The organism is Kribbella sp. NPDC051586, assembly GCF_044453965.1.
Taxonomy (GTDB): Bacteria; Actinomycetota; Actinomycetes; order Propionibacteriales; family Kribbellaceae; genus Kribbella.
This window is the reverse complement of sequence record NZ_JBITDF010000003.1, coordinates 343,309-358,052: the sequence shown is the minus strand read 5'-3', so window position 1 is coordinate 358,052 and position 14,744 is coordinate 343,309. Positions and strand designations below refer to the sequence as shown.

Below are 14,744 nucleotides of genomic sequence, written 5' to 3'. Positions count from 1 at the left end.
CTACAGCACCCGGTTGAGCAGGTCGTAGAACGTGTTGCCCAGGACCAGTTCGTAGGGATCGGTGAGCAACGGTGCGAGTTCGGCCATATCGGCCGGCGCCCAGTTCCAGGCGCCGATCAGGCCCGAGATGAACAGCGGGCTCGCACCGTCCCAGCTCGCGATCCGCTGGTCCAGTGCGGCCTTGAACTCGACGGCTTTACCGGGTGCGCCCCAGCCGCCGGTGACCGGCACGCCACCTTGGCGGACGGTCAGCGGATCGCCGTCCCAGGTCTGCATGATCCCCTTGGTCGGCGTGTAGTCGGCGTACCCCTTGGCGATCTCCTCGGACAGCAGGATCCACTTGTCGTCCTGCCGGCCGCTGTAGGCGTACACCACGTCCAGCGCGGTGCGGCGCATGAAGTCGCCGGTCATCTTGAGGTACTTCGTGAGCTCGGCGGGGGTCCACGAGGCTGGATACGTGTACCCGCCGCCGGACGGGCCGCAGACCAGGAAGTCGTTCGCGGTCGCGGTGCGCTGGTAATGGCTGTAGATGTTCGGACCGGCCTCGGCGAGCAACGGGCTGATGGTCCAGTTGGTCGGCACCTCGCCGCGCTTCGGGTCGTCCCAGATGTCGCGTAGCCGGCGCTGGCAGTACTGGATGTTGTCGCCTTCGCCGAAGGTCAGCGTCAGATAGACCTTGTTCTTCGGCTTGGCGATCCGCCGTATCGGCCGGGGCTTGCTGGAGATCGGCGCGGCCGTGCCGGCGTGGACCGTGCCGTTCATGTAGAAGTCGGCCGCGATGACCGGCGAACCGCCCTTGCTCGCGAGGTCGACGCCGTCCCACTCACCGGAGACGTCGTTCGCGAACCAGCCCATGTACGGCGCGAGCGTGGGCCACTTGGCGAAGTGCTCGATCAGCAGGTCGCCGGTATCTCCACCCGGTGGCAGCCAGCTCACCAGGGCCTTGGTGGCTACCACGTAGTCGCGGAAGTACGGGAACGGTTCGACGCGGGTCGGTGCGGTGTCCGTCGCGGTCACGAGGTACTGGTTCCACATCGTCACGGTGACGACGAGGGACGTCGTCCCCGCGGGTGGTTCGAAGCCGTAGATGAAGTAGCCGCCGCCGTCGCTGAACCGGTTGGCGTCGCCGCCGATGCTCGAGTTGGCGCCGTCGAAGAGGTACTGCGCCTCCTCCGGGGTGTTCGGCTTGAAGTGCGCGATCTCCGTGCCGTTGGCCTTCACCCAGACCTCGGAGACCGACGGACCCCAGCCGTCGTCGGTGAACGAGTCCTGGAACCGGACGAACACCTTCTCCTTGCCGAGTTTGGCGGAGACGTCGAGATCGAAGTTGCCGCGGTTCGACGAGTCGCGGATCTGCCGGGTCTCACGGGCGATCTCGAGCCACTGCACGTCCTCGACGTTCACCACCCGGGTCGGCGGCAGGCCGGCCAGCAGCTGCTTGGTGACGCGCGGGAACAGGTTGTCGAGCTGCCACCGGTAGGTCTTCACCCGGTCGTCGTCGAACATCCCGCGCAGGTCCTTCACGATCCGCAACCCGTACGCCTTGGCCTGATCGGCGTCCGCGACGACCGCGTTCTCCAGACCGGCGAGGGTCGTCGCGACGTTCAGCGAGTCGGGTACGGCGGGGTCGTACACGATCGCGCCGCGGACGCGATGGCGGTACTTCGCGACCAGGTCCAGCGGGTTCTTGTACAACGTGGCCGGCAGACGCAGGTCGGTCAGCCATTTGGCGTCCGGCACGCTCTGCGTCCCGGTGTCGTAGATGAAGTACAGCTCCGGCTCGGTCCGGTTGACGATGCCTTGCAACGTTGTCAGCAGGGTTTGGTCTCCCCCGCTGAGTTTGCTGACGTCGCCGTAATCCAGGTGTTTCGGGCGGTTGAACACCGGCAGCAGCCGGGCAGGGCTGCCGGACGTCGATGAAACCGCAGCCTGCGCTGAACTTGCGAACCCCGGGACGAGCCCCAGACCTCCCACCGTCACCGCACCGCTGCCCGCCAGGAACGCTCGTCTCGAAACCATCGTGACCACTCCCTGAGGTTGACATCGATGTCAAATCAGGCCGGACAGTAGCAACGCCAAGACGGTGTGTACAGAGCTCGTTACACCGTGACCCAAAGAAACTGGAATCGTTTCCGCCGACAACCATGAACAAGCAATCGTGACCTCGGACAAGGCATGCCCTGTTCAAGGTCCCCATCGCCGCCCCAAGGTCCCCACGGCCCGCAGACATGCGGCGGGGATCGGCCGTGGGTGGGGCCGCTCTGGATATGCGGGTCGGGCCGCTGCGACGGTGGTGGGGTGACGTGTTCGGATCTCATGTGTCTTCGCGACATCTGCTATGCGCGGCCCGATGGGGTTGAGCTTTGCCTGGATGTAGTTGGGCCGGCGCCACTGCCATCGGATCCGGTGCCCGTAGCTGTGCGGGTGGACGGGTGTCCGGGGTGGGGGCCTGGGGACCGCGGCGCGGCGATGTTGCCGTTCGTGAATCCGGCGATGGCTCGGGCCGGCTTTCTGGCTGTCGGGATCTCGGTGCGGCACAGCGGGCAGGCGATCTTCCCCGCGCAACTGGAGGACGTCCAGGCGGCAGTGAGGTGGCTGCGGCGCAACCCGCTCGGCCTACCGGTGAATCCTGAGCGCATCGGCATCTGGGGACAGTCCGCCGGCGGGCACCTGGCGGCCATGGCCGGCGCGAAGCCCAGCGGCACACCCGGCGACGAGGTTCAGGCGGTCGTCACCATCAGCGGACCCAGTGATCTCACTCGGCCGGGAGGCGACATGCGGATCGATCGCCCGTCTCCGGTTACCGCGCTGGTCGGCGGCGTCCGCCCCGAGCAGTTGCGTGCAGCAAGCCCGGTCGCCTACGTGACGACCGGCGCCCCGCCGTACCTGATCATCCACGGGACCCGTGACGAGACAGTCCCGTACGAGCAGGGCGAGCTGCTTCATCGCGCGCTGCTTGCCGCGGGCGCAGACAGTCGTCTCGTTCCGATCGCAGGCGGACACCACAACCTCCTCGACGATCCGGACGCGCCGTACGACGGGCAGGTCTGGTACGACGTCGCAAACGAGGCCGCCCGGTTCTTCCAGCGTCACCTGGGCGTCGGGCAGGGCTCGGCTGCTCGAACCTGATCAGGTGCGGCGGCGGAAGCGCGAGCGGAACTTCCCGTCGTACTCCAACTGCATGTAGCCCGAGGAATGCACACCGACCGCGAAGACCGCGACGAGTACGAAGACGATCCCGGCGACCAGCGAGATGTGCCAGAAGGCGGCGGCGATGCCGACGAACGCGGAACCCTGTGCGATCGCCTTCGCCACCGCCACCAGCCGTGATCTGGTCACCCGGTGGCGGAACGCCTCCTGCCGGTTCAGGACGAGGAGTGCGGCGAGCAGCGGGATCGAGACGGCGAAGGCGATGACGCAGATCTTCGCCGACAGGTCGAGCGGGGCCGAGGTCAGGAACGGCTGCACCACAACGAGTCCGGCCGCGGCCAGTCCACCGTAGATGAGGTTGGACTGCCGGATCCACTCCTCCTCGGCAGCCGGGTCGGCCGTCGCAGCTTCGACCTCCTGCTGGATGCGTTCGGCCTCGGCCTCGGCCTCCGCGCGGTGCGTCTGCTCCGCCTCGTCCATCAGCCGTCCTCCCGTCGGTCGCGGCCGTCGTCGGAATTGGGTGGTCAGGCGGACGGCAGCGAGACATAGTAAGCGTTCGACGACGCCGGAGGTCCGCGTGAGGTACTACTACGCCGAGCACCAGGCTGCGTACCAGCGGCTCGCGCAGCAGGGGCTGACGCAGTGGAGCGACCTCTTCGGGGAGACCGACGAGTACGACGTCTTCCCGAACCGCGCATTCCTCGTGCAGGCACTCACCCGGCTGGAGCTTCCGCATGAGCCCGATGTGCTGGAGTACGGCTGCGGCACCGGACCGGCGGCGTGTTTCCTGGCGGCGCGAGGTTTCCGGGTCGACGCGATCGACCTCATCCCCGAGGCGATCGCGCTGGCCCGGCGGTTCGCCCGGGAGCGGGGCGTCAACGTCAGCTTCAGCGTGCAGGACGTCTGCGCGATGGTGGCCGACGGCAAGCAGTACGACGTGGTCCTCGACAGCTACTGCCTGCAGTCCATCGTCACCGACACCGACCGCGCCAAGGTCCTCGCCGCCGTGCGCGACCGCCTGAAGAGCACGGGGTACTACGTGCTCTCAACCGCCATCCACGACCCGGACCGCGTGTACGAAGGCGACTTCCGGTACGACGCCACGACCGGCATCTGCTACCAGGCCGCCGAGCCCGGGGACGACGCGATCCAGCTCGACGGCAACTGGTACCTCCCCCACCGCCGCCATCTACGGCCCGCCGCACTACGAGCCGAGCTGGAAGCCGCCGGCCTCCAAGTCCACTCCCAAGAAGGCGGCGACCTCATCTGCGTCAGGCATCGCTAAACCTTCGACGGCCAGGTCGAGGCGCCTGCGCAGGCTCGCGTTTACAGTGAGTGTGTGGCTACGCGGGACTGGGTGCCGGTCGAGCAGCGCTGGTTCGGGCTGGATCGGCGTACGTTCACGGCTGGCTTTACCGCGCTCGGGATCGCTCTGCTGCTGATCTACGGGCTGCAGGGGCTCAACGCCGCGATTCCGTGGCACAACGAGATCCGTGCGGGGCAGGTGCTCGATCTGGGCGGCGGGGCGACGGCGGTCCCGCCGGTCGGGTGGCAGCTCGAGCAGGGCACGCTCGTCGGTGGAGCGGGGGCGAGCGCGACGGGCCTGCAGGTGCTGCTGGCGCAGGGTGGCGCGACGATCGAGCTGATCGGTACGACGTACGACGGCAGTGCGACCGCGTTCCTCGACCAGGTGCATCGGTCTCAAGGCAGTCCGCCAGGCGTCACCAGTGCGCGGGGCTCGCTGACTACCGACTCGGGGCTCGTCGGGGTGGTCGAGAGCGGGAGCGGGCCGAGCGGCGACGGGGTCGACGTGGCGTTCAAGATGGCTACGGGTGACGCCGTTGACAGTGCGCCGGCGCTACTGGTCCGGGTACGCACGGCGTCCGGGCAGTTCGAGCGCTATCAGGAGCAGGTCGGCGCGTTGTTGCGCAGCATCACTCCGGGACCGGCGCGATGACCGCCGTACCGCAGGAGCAGGAGAAGGCCGCGCAGCTCGACGCGATCGAGCAGTCCGGCTGGGGCCAGCCGTACCGGTTCCTGCAGCCGCACAACGTCGCGTTCTGGGTCTACGTGCTGGGCGTCGGCGGCGGTGCGCTCACCATGCTGCGGTACTTCGGCCCCGGAGCGCAGTTCTACACACCGGCGCTCGCGGGAGGCGTCGTACTGTTCGGCCTCTACCTCATCCCATGGCTGCTGCTCCTCCGCCATCACAACCGCTTCACCGCGCAGCCTGCGGCGCTGCTGGCGACCGGCTTCGTCTGGGGAGGGGTGGCTGCGACCTTCTGGATCGCACTGCCCGCCAACGCGGCACTGCTGGCGATCTGGGCGAAGATCGGCGGTACGTCGTTCGCAGCGGACTGGGGCGCCGGTCTGACCGCCCCGATCAACGAGGAGTGGGCCAAGGCGCTCGGCCTGGTTCTCCTGATCGGCCTGGCGCCACGACTCATCCGCAGCGCGTACGACGGGTTCATCATCGGCGCGTTCATCGGCCTGGGCTTCCAGGTCTTCGAAGACATCCTGTACGTGTACAACGGCGCCACCCAGCAGTACGGCGTCGACCAGCTCGGCTCGTCCCTGCGCGTGTTCATCGTCCGCGGCGCCGCCGGGATCGTGTCGCACGCCCTGTTCAGCGCGATCTTCTGCGCCGGGCTGATGTGGGTGCTGGGCCGCACCCGCGGCGAGCGCAACGTCGTCCGCGGCGTCCTGACGATGCTGATGGCAATGTTCTTCCACTTCGCCTGGGACGACATGAGCGGACTCAGCAACGGTGGCGTCTGGGCCGGCGTTCTCCCCTTCCTGATCGCCGCCGTCGAACTGACCGCCCTCTTCTACGTACTCCGCCACGCCGCACAACACGAACGCACCTGGATCCGGGAGCTCCTGGCCCCCGAACTAGCCACCGGAGCCGTCGATCCGCCCCTCCTGGACGCGGTCAGCGGCCTGCGCAAGGACCGCAAGAAGTACCGCAAACACCTCCACAGCCGCCGCAAGGCCAACCACCTGATGGAAGCGGCCAGCGACCTGGCTCAAGCAATAGCCCAGTCCAACGGCGCCGACTCCCCCGGCGTAACCCACACCCGCTCAGAACTCCTCCGGCTCCACACCAAGCCCTAACACCCCACGGCGGGTTACCAGGCTCGAGACAAGACCTCGGTGGCTTCCGCGAGGGACAGGCCTGCGGAGCGGGCCGTGCGGGCGAAGGCGCGGGCGGCGGCGTGGGTCTGTTCGTCGTCGACGTGGCTGCGGGAGGCCAGGACGAAGGTGCCGTTGCGGCCTCGGGTCTCGACCAGGTGGTCGGCTTCGAGTTCCTTGTACGCCCGAGCCACCGTGTTCACCGCCAGCCCGAGGTCCAGCGACAGTTGGCGCACCGTGGGCAGTCGGGTGCCGCGGGCGAGTTCACCCGCGCGGATCAGCGCCTCGATCTGTGACCGCACCTGCTCGTACGGCGGCGTGATGCCGACCGGATCGACTGTGATGTCCATCCGGTCAGCATGCCGCAACGATCAGGCGAAGTCCTCAGCGGTGTACGCCTTCTGCTCGACCAGCACGAGCCAGTTGCCGGAGTTGTCCCGCAGTACCGCCTCCACGCCGTACGGGCGATCCGCCGGCTCCTGGATGTACTCGACACCCCGAGCGGTCAGCTCCGCGAACGTCTTCCGGCAGTCGTCGGTCGCCAGACCGACGCCGTGCATCGAGCCCTTCGCCATGATCCGCCGGATCCACCCGGACGACTCCTCGTCCATCGGCGGTCCGGGCAACATCAGCGCCAGCTCCAGCTCAGGATGGTCGGCCTGGTGCACGGTGCACCAGCGGAAGTCCTCGCTGAGCTTGATGTCGTCGCCCAGCTCGAACCCGAGCTTCTCGGTGTAGAACGCCTTCGCCTCGTCGATGTCGTTGACGTAGACAGTCACCAGGCTCACGTTGGTGATCACAGTTCCTCCTCAACAGGTCGTGAGTACGACGCTAAGCCCCGGACTCCCCCGGCTGCTTCTCCGGAATTGCGGAGTTCAGCCCGAGCATGAACACGAAGCACCCCGGGATCCGCGCCCCGGTCTGCGTCCGCTGGTACGCCGTCGGCGTCATCCCCACCAACTCGGTGAACCGCTGCGAGAACGACCCCAGGCTGCTGTACCCGACCAGCCCGCACACCTCGGTCACCGTCAGGTTCGTCGCCCGCAGCAGGTCGGTCGCCCGCTCGATCCGCCGCCGGGTCACGTACTGCATCGGCGTCTCGCCGTACTCCGCCGCGAAGCACCGCAGGAAGTGGTACTTCGAGACGCCCGCCGCGGTCGCCAGCGCGGCCAGATCGAGCTCCGAGGCGTAGTTGCGATCGGCAACGTCCCGCGCCCTCCGAAGGTGCGGCAGCAGCTCCACCGGTACGACTGTCACGCAGACGACCATAGGTACTTTCGGCTCGTACCGAAAGACTCGCAGCGCCCGCACGCAGGCAGAAGACTCGATGTCATGAGAGTCGGACAAGGTGGCAACGGACCGGGACCGCTCACACCGGACGGGAGTTCGGTCGAGCTCTACGAGAACACGCAGGTACACGGCGAGGACGAGCTGATCGACGCCGCGATCGATCCGGGCAGCAGCATCCTCGAGCTCGGCTGCGGGACCGGACGGGTCACCCGTACGTTGCTCGCGCTCGGGCACCAGGTGGTCGCCGTCGACGAGTCGCCGGACATGATCGCGAGGATCACCGAAACCGAGACGATCTGCTCGACGATCGGCGATCTCCGGCTGGACCGGCAGTTCGACGTCGTCCTGATGATGTCGTACCTCATCAACGTCGCCGACGAGGCCGAGCGCCTCTGCCTGCTGCAGACCTGCGCCCACCACGTCCGCCCCGGCGGCTCGGTGATCCTCCAGCAGCAGACGCCGGGCATGCTCCGCGGTCCGGCCGTGATGGTGAGCGAACAGCGCAGGATGGAGATCTCCGACGTCGAGGAGCTCCCCGGCAACCGCCAGGCCGCGACACTGACCTACACCGTCGCCGGCAAGTCGTGGTCGCAGCGGATCCTCACCCAGAACCTCTCCGAGGAGCAGCTCGCGGCCCAGCTCGCCGAGGTCGGCCTCCAGCGCACCGACTACCTCACCCCCGACCTCACCTGGGTCCGCGCGCGACCGGTCTGACGCGCGGCAACCCCGCGGGGCCCTGCGGACCCTGCAAGGTATGACCATGACTTCGAGCCGGCCGGAAAAGCCTCCGACCGTGCGCGACGGGGACCTGTGGGACGCTTTGCGCCGCCAGGAACCGGAGGCGCTCGGCGAGCTCTTCAGCCGGTACGCCGCCACTGTGCATGCGTACGCCGTACGGCACACCGGCTCTTATGCGTACGCCGATGATGCCGTCCAGGCGACCTTCGTGACCGTCTGGCGGCACTTCGGGCGTTCGGATCCTGGTCCGCTCAAGTACGACACCGCCCTGCCGTGGCTGCTCGCCATCGCGCGGAACGAGCTGCGCAACACGGCGAGAGCGCGGCGGCGGCTGACGCAGTTCCTGCTCCGTCAACCGGAGCCGCTCTCCCACCCCGATCACGCCGAGACGGTCGCCGCCCGCGTCGACTCGGAGAAACACGTCCAGGCTGTGCGGGCGGCGCTGTCGTCACTGCCCGCCCACGAGCGCGAGACCGTCGAGCTCGTCTACTGGGCCGAGCTGTCGATCGCCGACGCCGCCGCCGTACTGGGCGTCGCGGAAGGCACCGTCAAGGCTCGCCTGTCCCGCGCCCGCCACCGGATGCCGGCCCTGCTGGAGGAGCACCGATGAACCTCACCACGCCCCCTCCCGTCGAGCCCCTCGACCCGGAGTACGTCACCGAACTGCAGCACGACCTCGTACGCCGTGCCCGCAAGAAGCGTCGCGTCCCCGCCTGGACGCCCGTACTCGCAGCCGCCTGCGGTATCGCGATCATCGTCGCCGGCGGCGTGCTGCTGGACCGCAGCAACAGCGAGCCCGCTCCGGCCGGCCGGCCGGCCATCGTCCAAGTGCCTGCCGGCCAGTCGCCGACGCAGTCGCTCGATCTCGGGCCGGCGTCGGACAACGAAGCAAGTGTCGCGGCCGTGGCCTGCCTGGCCAAGGAAGCCGCCGCTGCGAAGCCGAACCAGTACCCCGGAGGGTCACTGGATCCGGCCACCATCCAGCTCAAGTCCGCGCGCTGGATCAAGGCCCTCGGGATGCCCGGCCGCGAGCGGCAACTGGTGCAGTCGTTCTTGACCGCGAACGACGTGTGGTTCTTGTGCGTCGACGGCCACGCCGTGCCCTACCAGGGTGTCGGCGACCGAGCGACCGACGATGTCGTCGGATCCTGGTCCTGGTCCGAGGTGGGTTCGCCGAGCGCGCTGCGGGCGACGTTCGCGTTCCGTTCGCTCGCGATCGTGACCCGGGTCGAGCTGCGGATCAGAGGCATCAACGGGGCCTCCCCTTGGTCCGTGGTCTCGGTCGCCGACCGGGCCGGGTACGTGACGGCGGTTCTTCCGGATGCGCAGGCGCGGCATGGCTCGGCCCAGCTGGACATCCGCGGGCTCGACAAGACCGGCAAGGTGCTCTTCGAGAAGACGGTCGGCTGAGCGGCTGGACCCCGTCGCCGGGGTCCAGCCGTGGCGAGTCAGCCGAGGCCGCCGCCGTTCTTGGCCAGCGCGTCGAACTGGGTGCGGGTGAGGTCACTGGTGTCGCCCTTGAGTTTGGCCGGGCGGGTGCAGATGACGCCGGCCGGGATCGAGCCGGTCAGGTACTGCAGGGCGCTCTTGAACGAGTCGCAGCGGCGCTGGTCCTCGGCGCCGGCCGGGTAGCCGATGGCCGCGTTGACGCGGCCCATGTCGAGGTTGTCGGCGTACGGATTGATGTTGCGGGCAACGGTCCAGTACCAGCGGGCGATCGGCGCGCTCCATTGCAGCGACAGCGCGAGGTCCGGGTTGCCGAGCAGGTCGATGCCGAGGTACTGACCCGCCGGGCCGTAGTTGAAGTCGCCGGTCAGCTGGATGTAGCCGCGGCCGCCGTACACCCGGGTGTCGCCGATCTCGCGGATGTTGTACTCCAGCCGCGACTCGTGCACCAGCGTGGCCAGGAACGCGGCCTGGCGGTACGGCGTGTTGATGTTCGCGTCCCGCATCGCCTGGTTGAGCGACGGGAGGCCGGTCTCGACGATCGACGGGTTCGCGATCCGGCTGCCGAACATCGCCTGTACGTCGGCCAGCGTGATGTCACCGGTCTCAGGCGGCGGCCCGTCGCCACAGACCGGTACGCCGGGCAGCTGGTCCTCGGGGATCGCGACGTACACGACCGTGACGTAACCGCCGAGCGCGGGCACATGCGCCCACCACGAACTGGTCCCGTCGGAGTTGCTGACGAGGTCGCCCTGCTTCTGGCAGTCGACGTCGATCGACGTCGGACCGCTCAGCGTGCCGACGACGGCAGACGACAGGTAGGCGTCGGCGCGGACGTTGACGCCGCTGCCGTAGGTCTGGAAGACGGTCGCGTACGCCGGGGCCACAGCAGTGATCGTGAGGCCAAGACCGGCGAGAAGGGCAATGAGGAGACGACGCATGAGCACTCCTGGGGCGGTAGGAGAGGGCGGTGTCGTGAAAAGCTAACCAAGCCTCTTCACGACACCGCCAGTTTCCTCCCAAATCCAGGAGAGCTCAAGCCTTACTTGTCTTTCGGCTCAGCCTTCTCGGGCTGGGCGTCGACGCCGGCCTCCTTGCGCTGCTCCGGCGTGATCGGGGCCGGCGCGGCGGTCAGCGGGTCGAAGCCGCCGCCGGACTTCGGGAACGCGATCACGTCGCGGATCGACTCGGTACCGGCCAGCAGCGCCGTGATCCGGTCCCAGCCGAACGCGATCCCGCCGTGCGGCGGCGCGCCGAACTTGAACGCGTCGAGGAGGAACCCGAACTTCTCCGAGGCCTCCTCGTCGGTCAGCCCCATCACCTTGAAGACACGCTTCTGCACGTCCTCGCGATGGATACGGATCGAGCCACCGCCGATCTCGTTGCCGTTGCAGACGATGTCGTACGCGTACGCCAGCGCCGAGCCGGGGTCGGTGTCGAACGTCTGGAGCGAGTCCGGCTTCGGCGACGTGAAGGCGTGGTGTACGGCGGTCCAGGCGCCGGACCCGACCGCGACATCACCGGCAGCCGTCGCGTCGTCGGCCGGCTCGAACAGAGGAGCGTCCACAACCCACACGAACGACCAGGCCGACTCGTCGATCAGCCCGCCGCGACGGCCGATCTCCAGCCGCGCCGCACCGAGCAGCGCCCGCGACGACTTGACCGGACCAGCAGCGAAGAAAATGCAGTCGCCCGGCTTCGCACCGACGTGGTCGGCGATGCCGGCGCGCTCCTCCTCGGACAGGTTCTTCGCGACCGGACCGGCGAGCTCGCCGTCCTGGCCCACGAGGACGTAGGCCAGCCCGCGAGCGCCACGCTGCTTGGCCCACTCCTGCCACGCGTCCAGCTGCTTCCGCGGCTGGTCGGCGCCACCCGGCATGACGACCGCACCGACGTACGGCGCCTGGAAGACCCGGAACGGCGTGTTCTTGAAGTACTCCGTGCACTCGACAAGCTCGAGGCCCATCCGCAGATCCGGCTTGTCGGAGCCGAACCGCGCCATCGCCTCGCCGTACGTCATCCGCGGGATCGGCGTCTGCACGTCGTACCCGACGAGCTTCCACAGCGCGGTGAGGATCTCCTCGGACAGCGCGATGATGTCGTCCTGGTCGACGAAGCTCATCTCGATGTCGAGCTGAGTGAACTCCGGCTGCCGGTCGGCCCGGAAGTCCTCGTCGCGGTAACAGCGCGCGATCTGGAAGTACCGCTCCATGCCGGCCACCATCAGCAGCTGCTTGAACAGCTGCGGCGACTGCGGCAACGCATACCAGCTGCCCGGCTGCAGGCGGGCCGGGACCAGGAAGTCACGGGCGCCCTCGGGTGTCGACTTCGTCAGCGTCGGCGTCTCGATCTCGACGAAGTCGTGGTCGGCCAGGACCGTCCGCGCGGCCTGGTTGACCTTGCTGCGCAGGCGGATCGCCGCACCCGGACCCTGGCGGCGCAGGTCGAGGTAGCGGTACTTGAGGCGGATCTCCTCGTTCACCGGGGTCGCGTGGTGCTCCTCGACCGGGAACGGCAGCGGGGCCGCCTCGTTCAGCACCTCGACCTCGGTCGCGATGATCTCGATCTCGCCGGTCGGCAGGTTCGGGTTCGCGTTGCCGTCGGGGCGCGGCGAGACCTCGCCGACGATCTTCAGGCAGTACTCCGAGCGCAGCCCGTGCGCGGCGTCCTCGTCCCGGATGACGACCTGGACGGTGCCGGACGAGTCGCGCAGGTCGATGAACGCCACGCCGCCGTGATCGCGCCGCCGCGCCACCCAGCCCGCCAGGATCACGGTCTCGCCGGCGTCGGATGCGCGCAGCGAACCTGCGGAACGGTTACGGATCACGAGTTCTCCCTGTGCGATTCAATACTGTGCGTTTCGATACTTGGACGTAAGTCTTCGACCGGCGGGGCCCAGGTGGCAGCATCCGCGGGCACCTGCTCGCCGCTGCGGATGTCCTTCACCTCGGGCCCGTTCTCGGTGCTGAACCAGACGAACGGGATCCCCCGCCGATCCGCGAACCGGATCTGCTTCCCGAACTTCGCAGCCGCCGGTGCGACCTCGACCGGAATTCCCCGGCTCCGCAGCTGGATCGCAGTACGCATCGCGTCAGCTCGGGCGTCCTCGGAGTTCAGCGCGATCACCACAGCGGTCGGCGTACTCCGATTCGCCTTCAGCAAACCCTTGCTGATCAGCCGGTGCACCAGCCGCGACACACCGATCGAGATCCCGACCCCGGGGTACGTCGTCTTGCCGTCCGACGCGAGCGAGTCGTACCGCCCGCCGGAGCAGATCGATCCGTACCCCTCGTCGCCGATCAGCTGCGTCTCGTAGACCGTGCCGGTGTAGTAGTCCAGCCCACGGGCGACCTTCAGATCGGCGAGCAGCAGACCGGGCGCGTGCTCGTTGGCAGCCGTCATGATCTGCGTCAGCCGCTCGAGCCCCTCGTCGAGGATCTCGTGCTGTACGCCGAGCGCCCGGACCTGATCCGCGAAGGACGCGTCCGTCGACGAGATCTCGGCGAGCCGCAGTACCTGCTTGGCCGTCTCCGCGGACAGGCCGGACGTGGTCAGCAGGTCGGTCACCTTGTCCGGGCCGATCTTGTCCAGCTTGTCGACGATCCGCAGGGCGCCGGTGATGTCCTCGATGCCGAGGCCGCGGTAGAACCCCTCCGGGATCTGGCGGGTGTTCACCTGGATACGGAACGCCGGGATCGGCAGCTTGCGGAACGCGTCCGCGATCACCAGCGGCAGCTCGACCTCGTAGTGGAACGGCAGCTCGCCGCTGTCGATGATGTCGATGTCCGCCTGCGTGAACTCGCGGTACCGGCCGTCCTGCGGGCGCTCGCCGCGCCAGACCTTCTGGATCTGGTAACGCCGGAACGGGAAGGTCAGCTTGCCGCCGTGCTCCAGTACGTAGCGCGCGAACGGGACGGTCAGGTCGAAGTGCAGCCCGAGGGCCGCGTCCTCGTCGGCGTTCGCGGCGAGCCGCCGTACGCCGTAGATCTCCTTGTCGGCGTCCTCGCCCTGGTTGGACAGGCGCTCGACCGGCTCGACCGCACGGGTCTCGATCGACGCGAAACCGTGCAGCTCGAACGTCTCCCGGATGGTGTCGAGGAACTGCAGCTCGACGATCCGGTCGCTCGGCAAAAACTCTGGGAACCCACTCAGCGGGGTCACCTTGCTCATAAGTTCTGTATCTCCAGGTCCTGCAAGTAGGGGTTGGTCGCCTTCTCCCGGCCGATCGTGGTCTGGCCACCATGACCCGGCAGGACGACGATCTCGTCGCGCATCGGCAGGATCTTGGTGGCCAACGTATGCAGCATCGCCGGATGGTCGCCGCCAGGCAGATCCGTCCGGCCGATCGACCCGGCGAACAACACGTCACCGGAGAACAGCACCGCGGGCACGTCTTCCGGCCCGTCGTACGGCGTCGTGAACGTGACCGACCCCTTGGTGTGGCCCGGGGTGTGGTCGACGGTGAGGGTGAGGCCGGCCAGCTCCAGGCTCAGCCCGTCCTTGAGCTCGGCGACATCGTCCGGCTCGGCGAACTCGTGATCGACGCCGATCAGCATCCTGGCCGACGCCGGGTTGAGCCCGGCCATCGGGTCGGTGAGCAGGTGGCGGTCGTCGGGGTGGATCCAGGCGGTCGCGTCGTACGTCCCGCAGACCGGGAGCACGGAAAACATGTGGTCGATGTGACCGTGTGTGAGCACCACGGCGACAGGCTTGAGCTTGTTCTCCCGGACCACCTGCTCGACACCGTCGGTCGCCTCCATACCGGGGTCGACGACGATGCATTCCGCGCCCTGGCCGGTGGCGACGACGTAGCAGTTCGTACCCCACGCACCCGCGGGGAACCCGGCGATGAGCACGACGCACCTTCCTGAAACGGTTTCCGGACTCACCAAGGTTACCCGGGCGGATCGCCGTACTTCGCACCGGATTGTGACGCAACACCGTTGCGCGTGAGCTGGGAGTTTGTGATTGTTCAGGGATAAGCGTCG

General features: G+C 68.1%; 16 protein-coding genes. 7 read left to right on the top strand and 9 right to left on the bottom strand.

Annotated elements, in window-relative coordinates; translation table 11 throughout:
* Positions 1–2,019, bottom strand: coding sequence for a GxGYxYP domain-containing protein (locus ACIA58_RS20575; protein WP_396405318.1), 2,019 nt, complete (start codon positions 2,017–2,019; stop codon positions 1–3).
* A gap of 156 nt (positions 2,020–2,175) precedes the next feature.
* Between ACIA58_RS20575 and ACIA58_RS20570 the strand changes: the two genes are divergently transcribed.
* On the top strand, positions 2,176–3,129 hold the full coding sequence (locus ACIA58_RS20570; RefSeq protein ID WP_396405317.1) for a prolyl oligopeptidase family serine peptidase: 954 nt from the start codon (positions 2,176–2,178) through the stop codon (positions 3,127–3,129).
* Here ACIA58_RS20570 and ACIA58_RS20565 read toward each other — a convergent pair whose 3' ends face one another.
* The gene (locus ACIA58_RS20565; protein WP_396405316.1) at positions 3,130–3,630 is read right to left on the bottom strand and encodes a hypothetical protein; all 501 of its coding nucleotides are present in this window, start codon (positions 3,628–3,630) and stop codon (positions 3,130–3,132) included. It lies immediately after the preceding gene.
* A gap of 97 nt (positions 3,631–3,727) precedes the next feature.
* Between ACIA58_RS20565 and ACIA58_RS20560 the strand changes: the two genes are divergently transcribed.
* From ACIA58_RS20560 to ACIA58_RS20550, 3 genes are read left to right on the top strand one after another with little or no spacing between them, the layout of a single operon-like run.
* On the top strand, positions 3,728–4,435 hold the full coding sequence (locus ACIA58_RS20560; protein ID WP_396405315.1) for a class I SAM-dependent methyltransferase: 708 nt from the start codon (positions 3,728–3,730) through the stop codon (positions 4,433–4,435).
* Between the two features lie 54 nt (positions 4,436–4,489).
* Positions 4,490–5,107 (top strand): hypothetical protein, encoded by a 618-nt coding sequence (locus tag ACIA58_RS20555; protein WP_396405314.1) that lies wholly within the window; start codon positions 4,490–4,492, stop codon positions 5,105–5,107.
* Positions 5,104–6,264, top strand: a complete 1,161-nt coding sequence (locus ACIA58_RS20550; RefSeq protein ID WP_396405313.1) for a PrsW family intramembrane metalloprotease — start codon at positions 5,104–5,106, stop codon at positions 6,262–6,264. Before ACIA58_RS20555 ends, ACIA58_RS20550 begins: the two co-directional genes overlap by 4 nt.
* 14 nt (positions 6,265–6,278) lie before the next feature.
* Here ACIA58_RS20550 and ACIA58_RS20545 read toward each other — a convergent pair whose 3' ends face one another.
* The 3 genes from ACIA58_RS20545 to ACIA58_RS20535 are packed head-to-tail and all read right to left on the bottom strand — an operon-like array spanning position 6,279 to position 7,539.
* Positions 6,279–6,632 carry a GntR family transcriptional regulator gene (locus tag ACIA58_RS20545; protein ID WP_396405312.1) on the bottom strand — a complete coding sequence of 118 codons (354 nt, stop codon included), beginning with the start codon at positions 6,630–6,632 and terminating at the stop codon, positions 6,279–6,281.
* A gap of 21 nt (positions 6,633–6,653) precedes the next feature.
* Positions 6,654–7,082: a VOC family protein gene (locus ACIA58_RS20540; RefSeq protein ID WP_396405311.1), complete on the bottom strand. Its 429-nt coding sequence runs from the start codon at positions 7,080–7,082 to the stop codon at positions 6,654–6,656.
* Positions 7,083–7,113: 31 nt separating this feature from the next.
* A complete protein-coding gene (locus ACIA58_RS20535; RefSeq protein ID WP_396405310.1) occupies positions 7,114–7,539 on the bottom strand; it encodes a helix-turn-helix transcriptional regulator in 426 nt (141 codons plus the stop codon).
* A 75-nt stretch (positions 7,540–7,614) separates the two neighbouring features.
* Here ACIA58_RS20535 and ACIA58_RS20530 point away from each other — a divergent pair, with 75 nt between their 5' ends.
* The 3 genes from ACIA58_RS20530 to ACIA58_RS20520 are packed head-to-tail and all read left to right on the top strand — an operon-like array spanning position 7,615 to position 9,720.
* Positions 7,615–8,286, top strand: a complete 672-nt coding sequence (locus ACIA58_RS20530; RefSeq protein ID WP_396405309.1) for a class I SAM-dependent methyltransferase — start codon at positions 7,615–7,617, stop codon at positions 8,284–8,286.
* 40 nt (positions 8,287–8,326) lie between these two features.
* Entirely contained in the window at positions 8,327–8,920 is a 594-nt protein-coding gene (locus tag ACIA58_RS20525; protein ID WP_396405308.1) for an RNA polymerase sigma factor, read from the top strand.
* The gene (locus ACIA58_RS20520; protein WP_396405307.1) at positions 8,917–9,720 is read left to right on the top strand and encodes a hypothetical protein; all 804 of its coding nucleotides are present in this window, start codon (positions 8,917–8,919) and stop codon (positions 9,718–9,720) included. The genes ACIA58_RS20525 and ACIA58_RS20520 overlap by 4 nt, the downstream gene beginning before the upstream one ends.
* A 38-nt stretch (positions 9,721–9,758) precedes the next feature.
* On the opposite strand, the gene ACIA58_RS20515 is transcribed toward ACIA58_RS20520, so the two are convergent.
* The 4 genes from ACIA58_RS20515 to ACIA58_RS20500 form a co-directional block, all read right to left on the bottom strand.
* The gene (locus ACIA58_RS20515) at positions 9,759–10,697 is read right to left on the bottom strand and encodes a glycoside hydrolase family 19 protein (protein ID WP_396405306.1); all 939 of its coding nucleotides are present in this window, start codon (positions 10,695–10,697) and stop codon (positions 9,759–9,761) included.
* Positions 10,698–10,798: 101 nt separating this feature from the next.
* Positions 10,799–12,583 carry an aspartate--tRNA ligase gene (gene aspS / locus ACIA58_RS20510; protein ID WP_396405305.1) on the bottom strand — a complete coding sequence of 595 codons (1,785 nt, stop codon included), beginning with the start codon at positions 12,581–12,583 and terminating at the stop codon, positions 10,799–10,801.
* Positions 12,580–13,926, bottom strand: a complete 1,347-nt coding sequence (hisS, locus tag ACIA58_RS20505) for a histidine--tRNA ligase (protein ID WP_396405304.1) — start codon at positions 13,924–13,926, stop codon at positions 12,580–12,582. The genes aspS and hisS overlap by 4 nt, the downstream gene beginning before the upstream one ends.
* Positions 13,923–14,612, bottom strand: a complete 690-nt coding sequence (locus ACIA58_RS20500; RefSeq protein WP_396405303.1) for an MBL fold metallo-hydrolase — start codon at positions 14,610–14,612, stop codon at positions 13,923–13,925. Before ACIA58_RS20500 ends, hisS begins: the two co-directional genes overlap by 4 nt.
* Between the last annotated feature and the right edge of the window lie 132 nt (positions 14,613–14,744).

Bases quoted from the DNA above. Each gene is read 5' to 3' on its own strand.
- ACIA58_RS20575 (WP_396405318.1), bottom strand. From the start codon at position 2,019: ATGGTTTCGAGACGAGCGTTCCTGGCGGGCAGCGGTGCGGTGACGGTG.
- ACIA58_RS20570 (WP_396405317.1), top strand. From the start codon at position 2,176: ATGCCCTGTTCAAGGTCCCCATCGCCGCCCCAAGGTCCCCACGGCCCG.
- ACIA58_RS20565 (WP_396405316.1), bottom strand. From the start codon at position 3,630: ATGGACGAGGCGGAGCAGACGCACCGCGCGGAGGCCGAGGCCGAGGCC.
- ACIA58_RS20550 (WP_396405313.1), top strand. From the start codon at position 5,104: ATGACCGCCGTACCGCAGGAGCAGGAGAAGGCCGCGCAGCTCGACGCG.
- ACIA58_RS20545 (WP_396405312.1), bottom strand. From the start codon at position 6,632: ATGGACATCACAGTCGATCCGGTCGGCATCACGCCGCCGTACGAGCAG.
- ACIA58_RS20530 (WP_396405309.1), top strand. From the start codon at position 7,615: ATGAGAGTCGGACAAGGTGGCAACGGACCGGGACCGCTCACACCGGAC.
- ACIA58_RS20525 (WP_396405308.1), top strand. From the start codon at position 8,327: ATGACCATGACTTCGAGCCGGCCGGAAAAGCCTCCGACCGTGCGCGAC.
- ACIA58_RS20520 (WP_396405307.1), top strand. From the start codon at position 8,917: ATGAACCTCACCACGCCCCCTCCCGTCGAGCCCCTCGACCCGGAGTAC.
- ACIA58_RS20515 (WP_396405306.1), bottom strand. From the start codon at position 10,697: ATGCGTCGTCTCCTCATTGCCCTTCTCGCCGGTCTTGGCCTCACGATC.
- hisS (WP_396405304.1), bottom strand. From the start codon at position 13,926: ATGAGCAAGGTGACCCCGCTGAGTGGGTTCCCAGAGTTTTTGCCGAGC.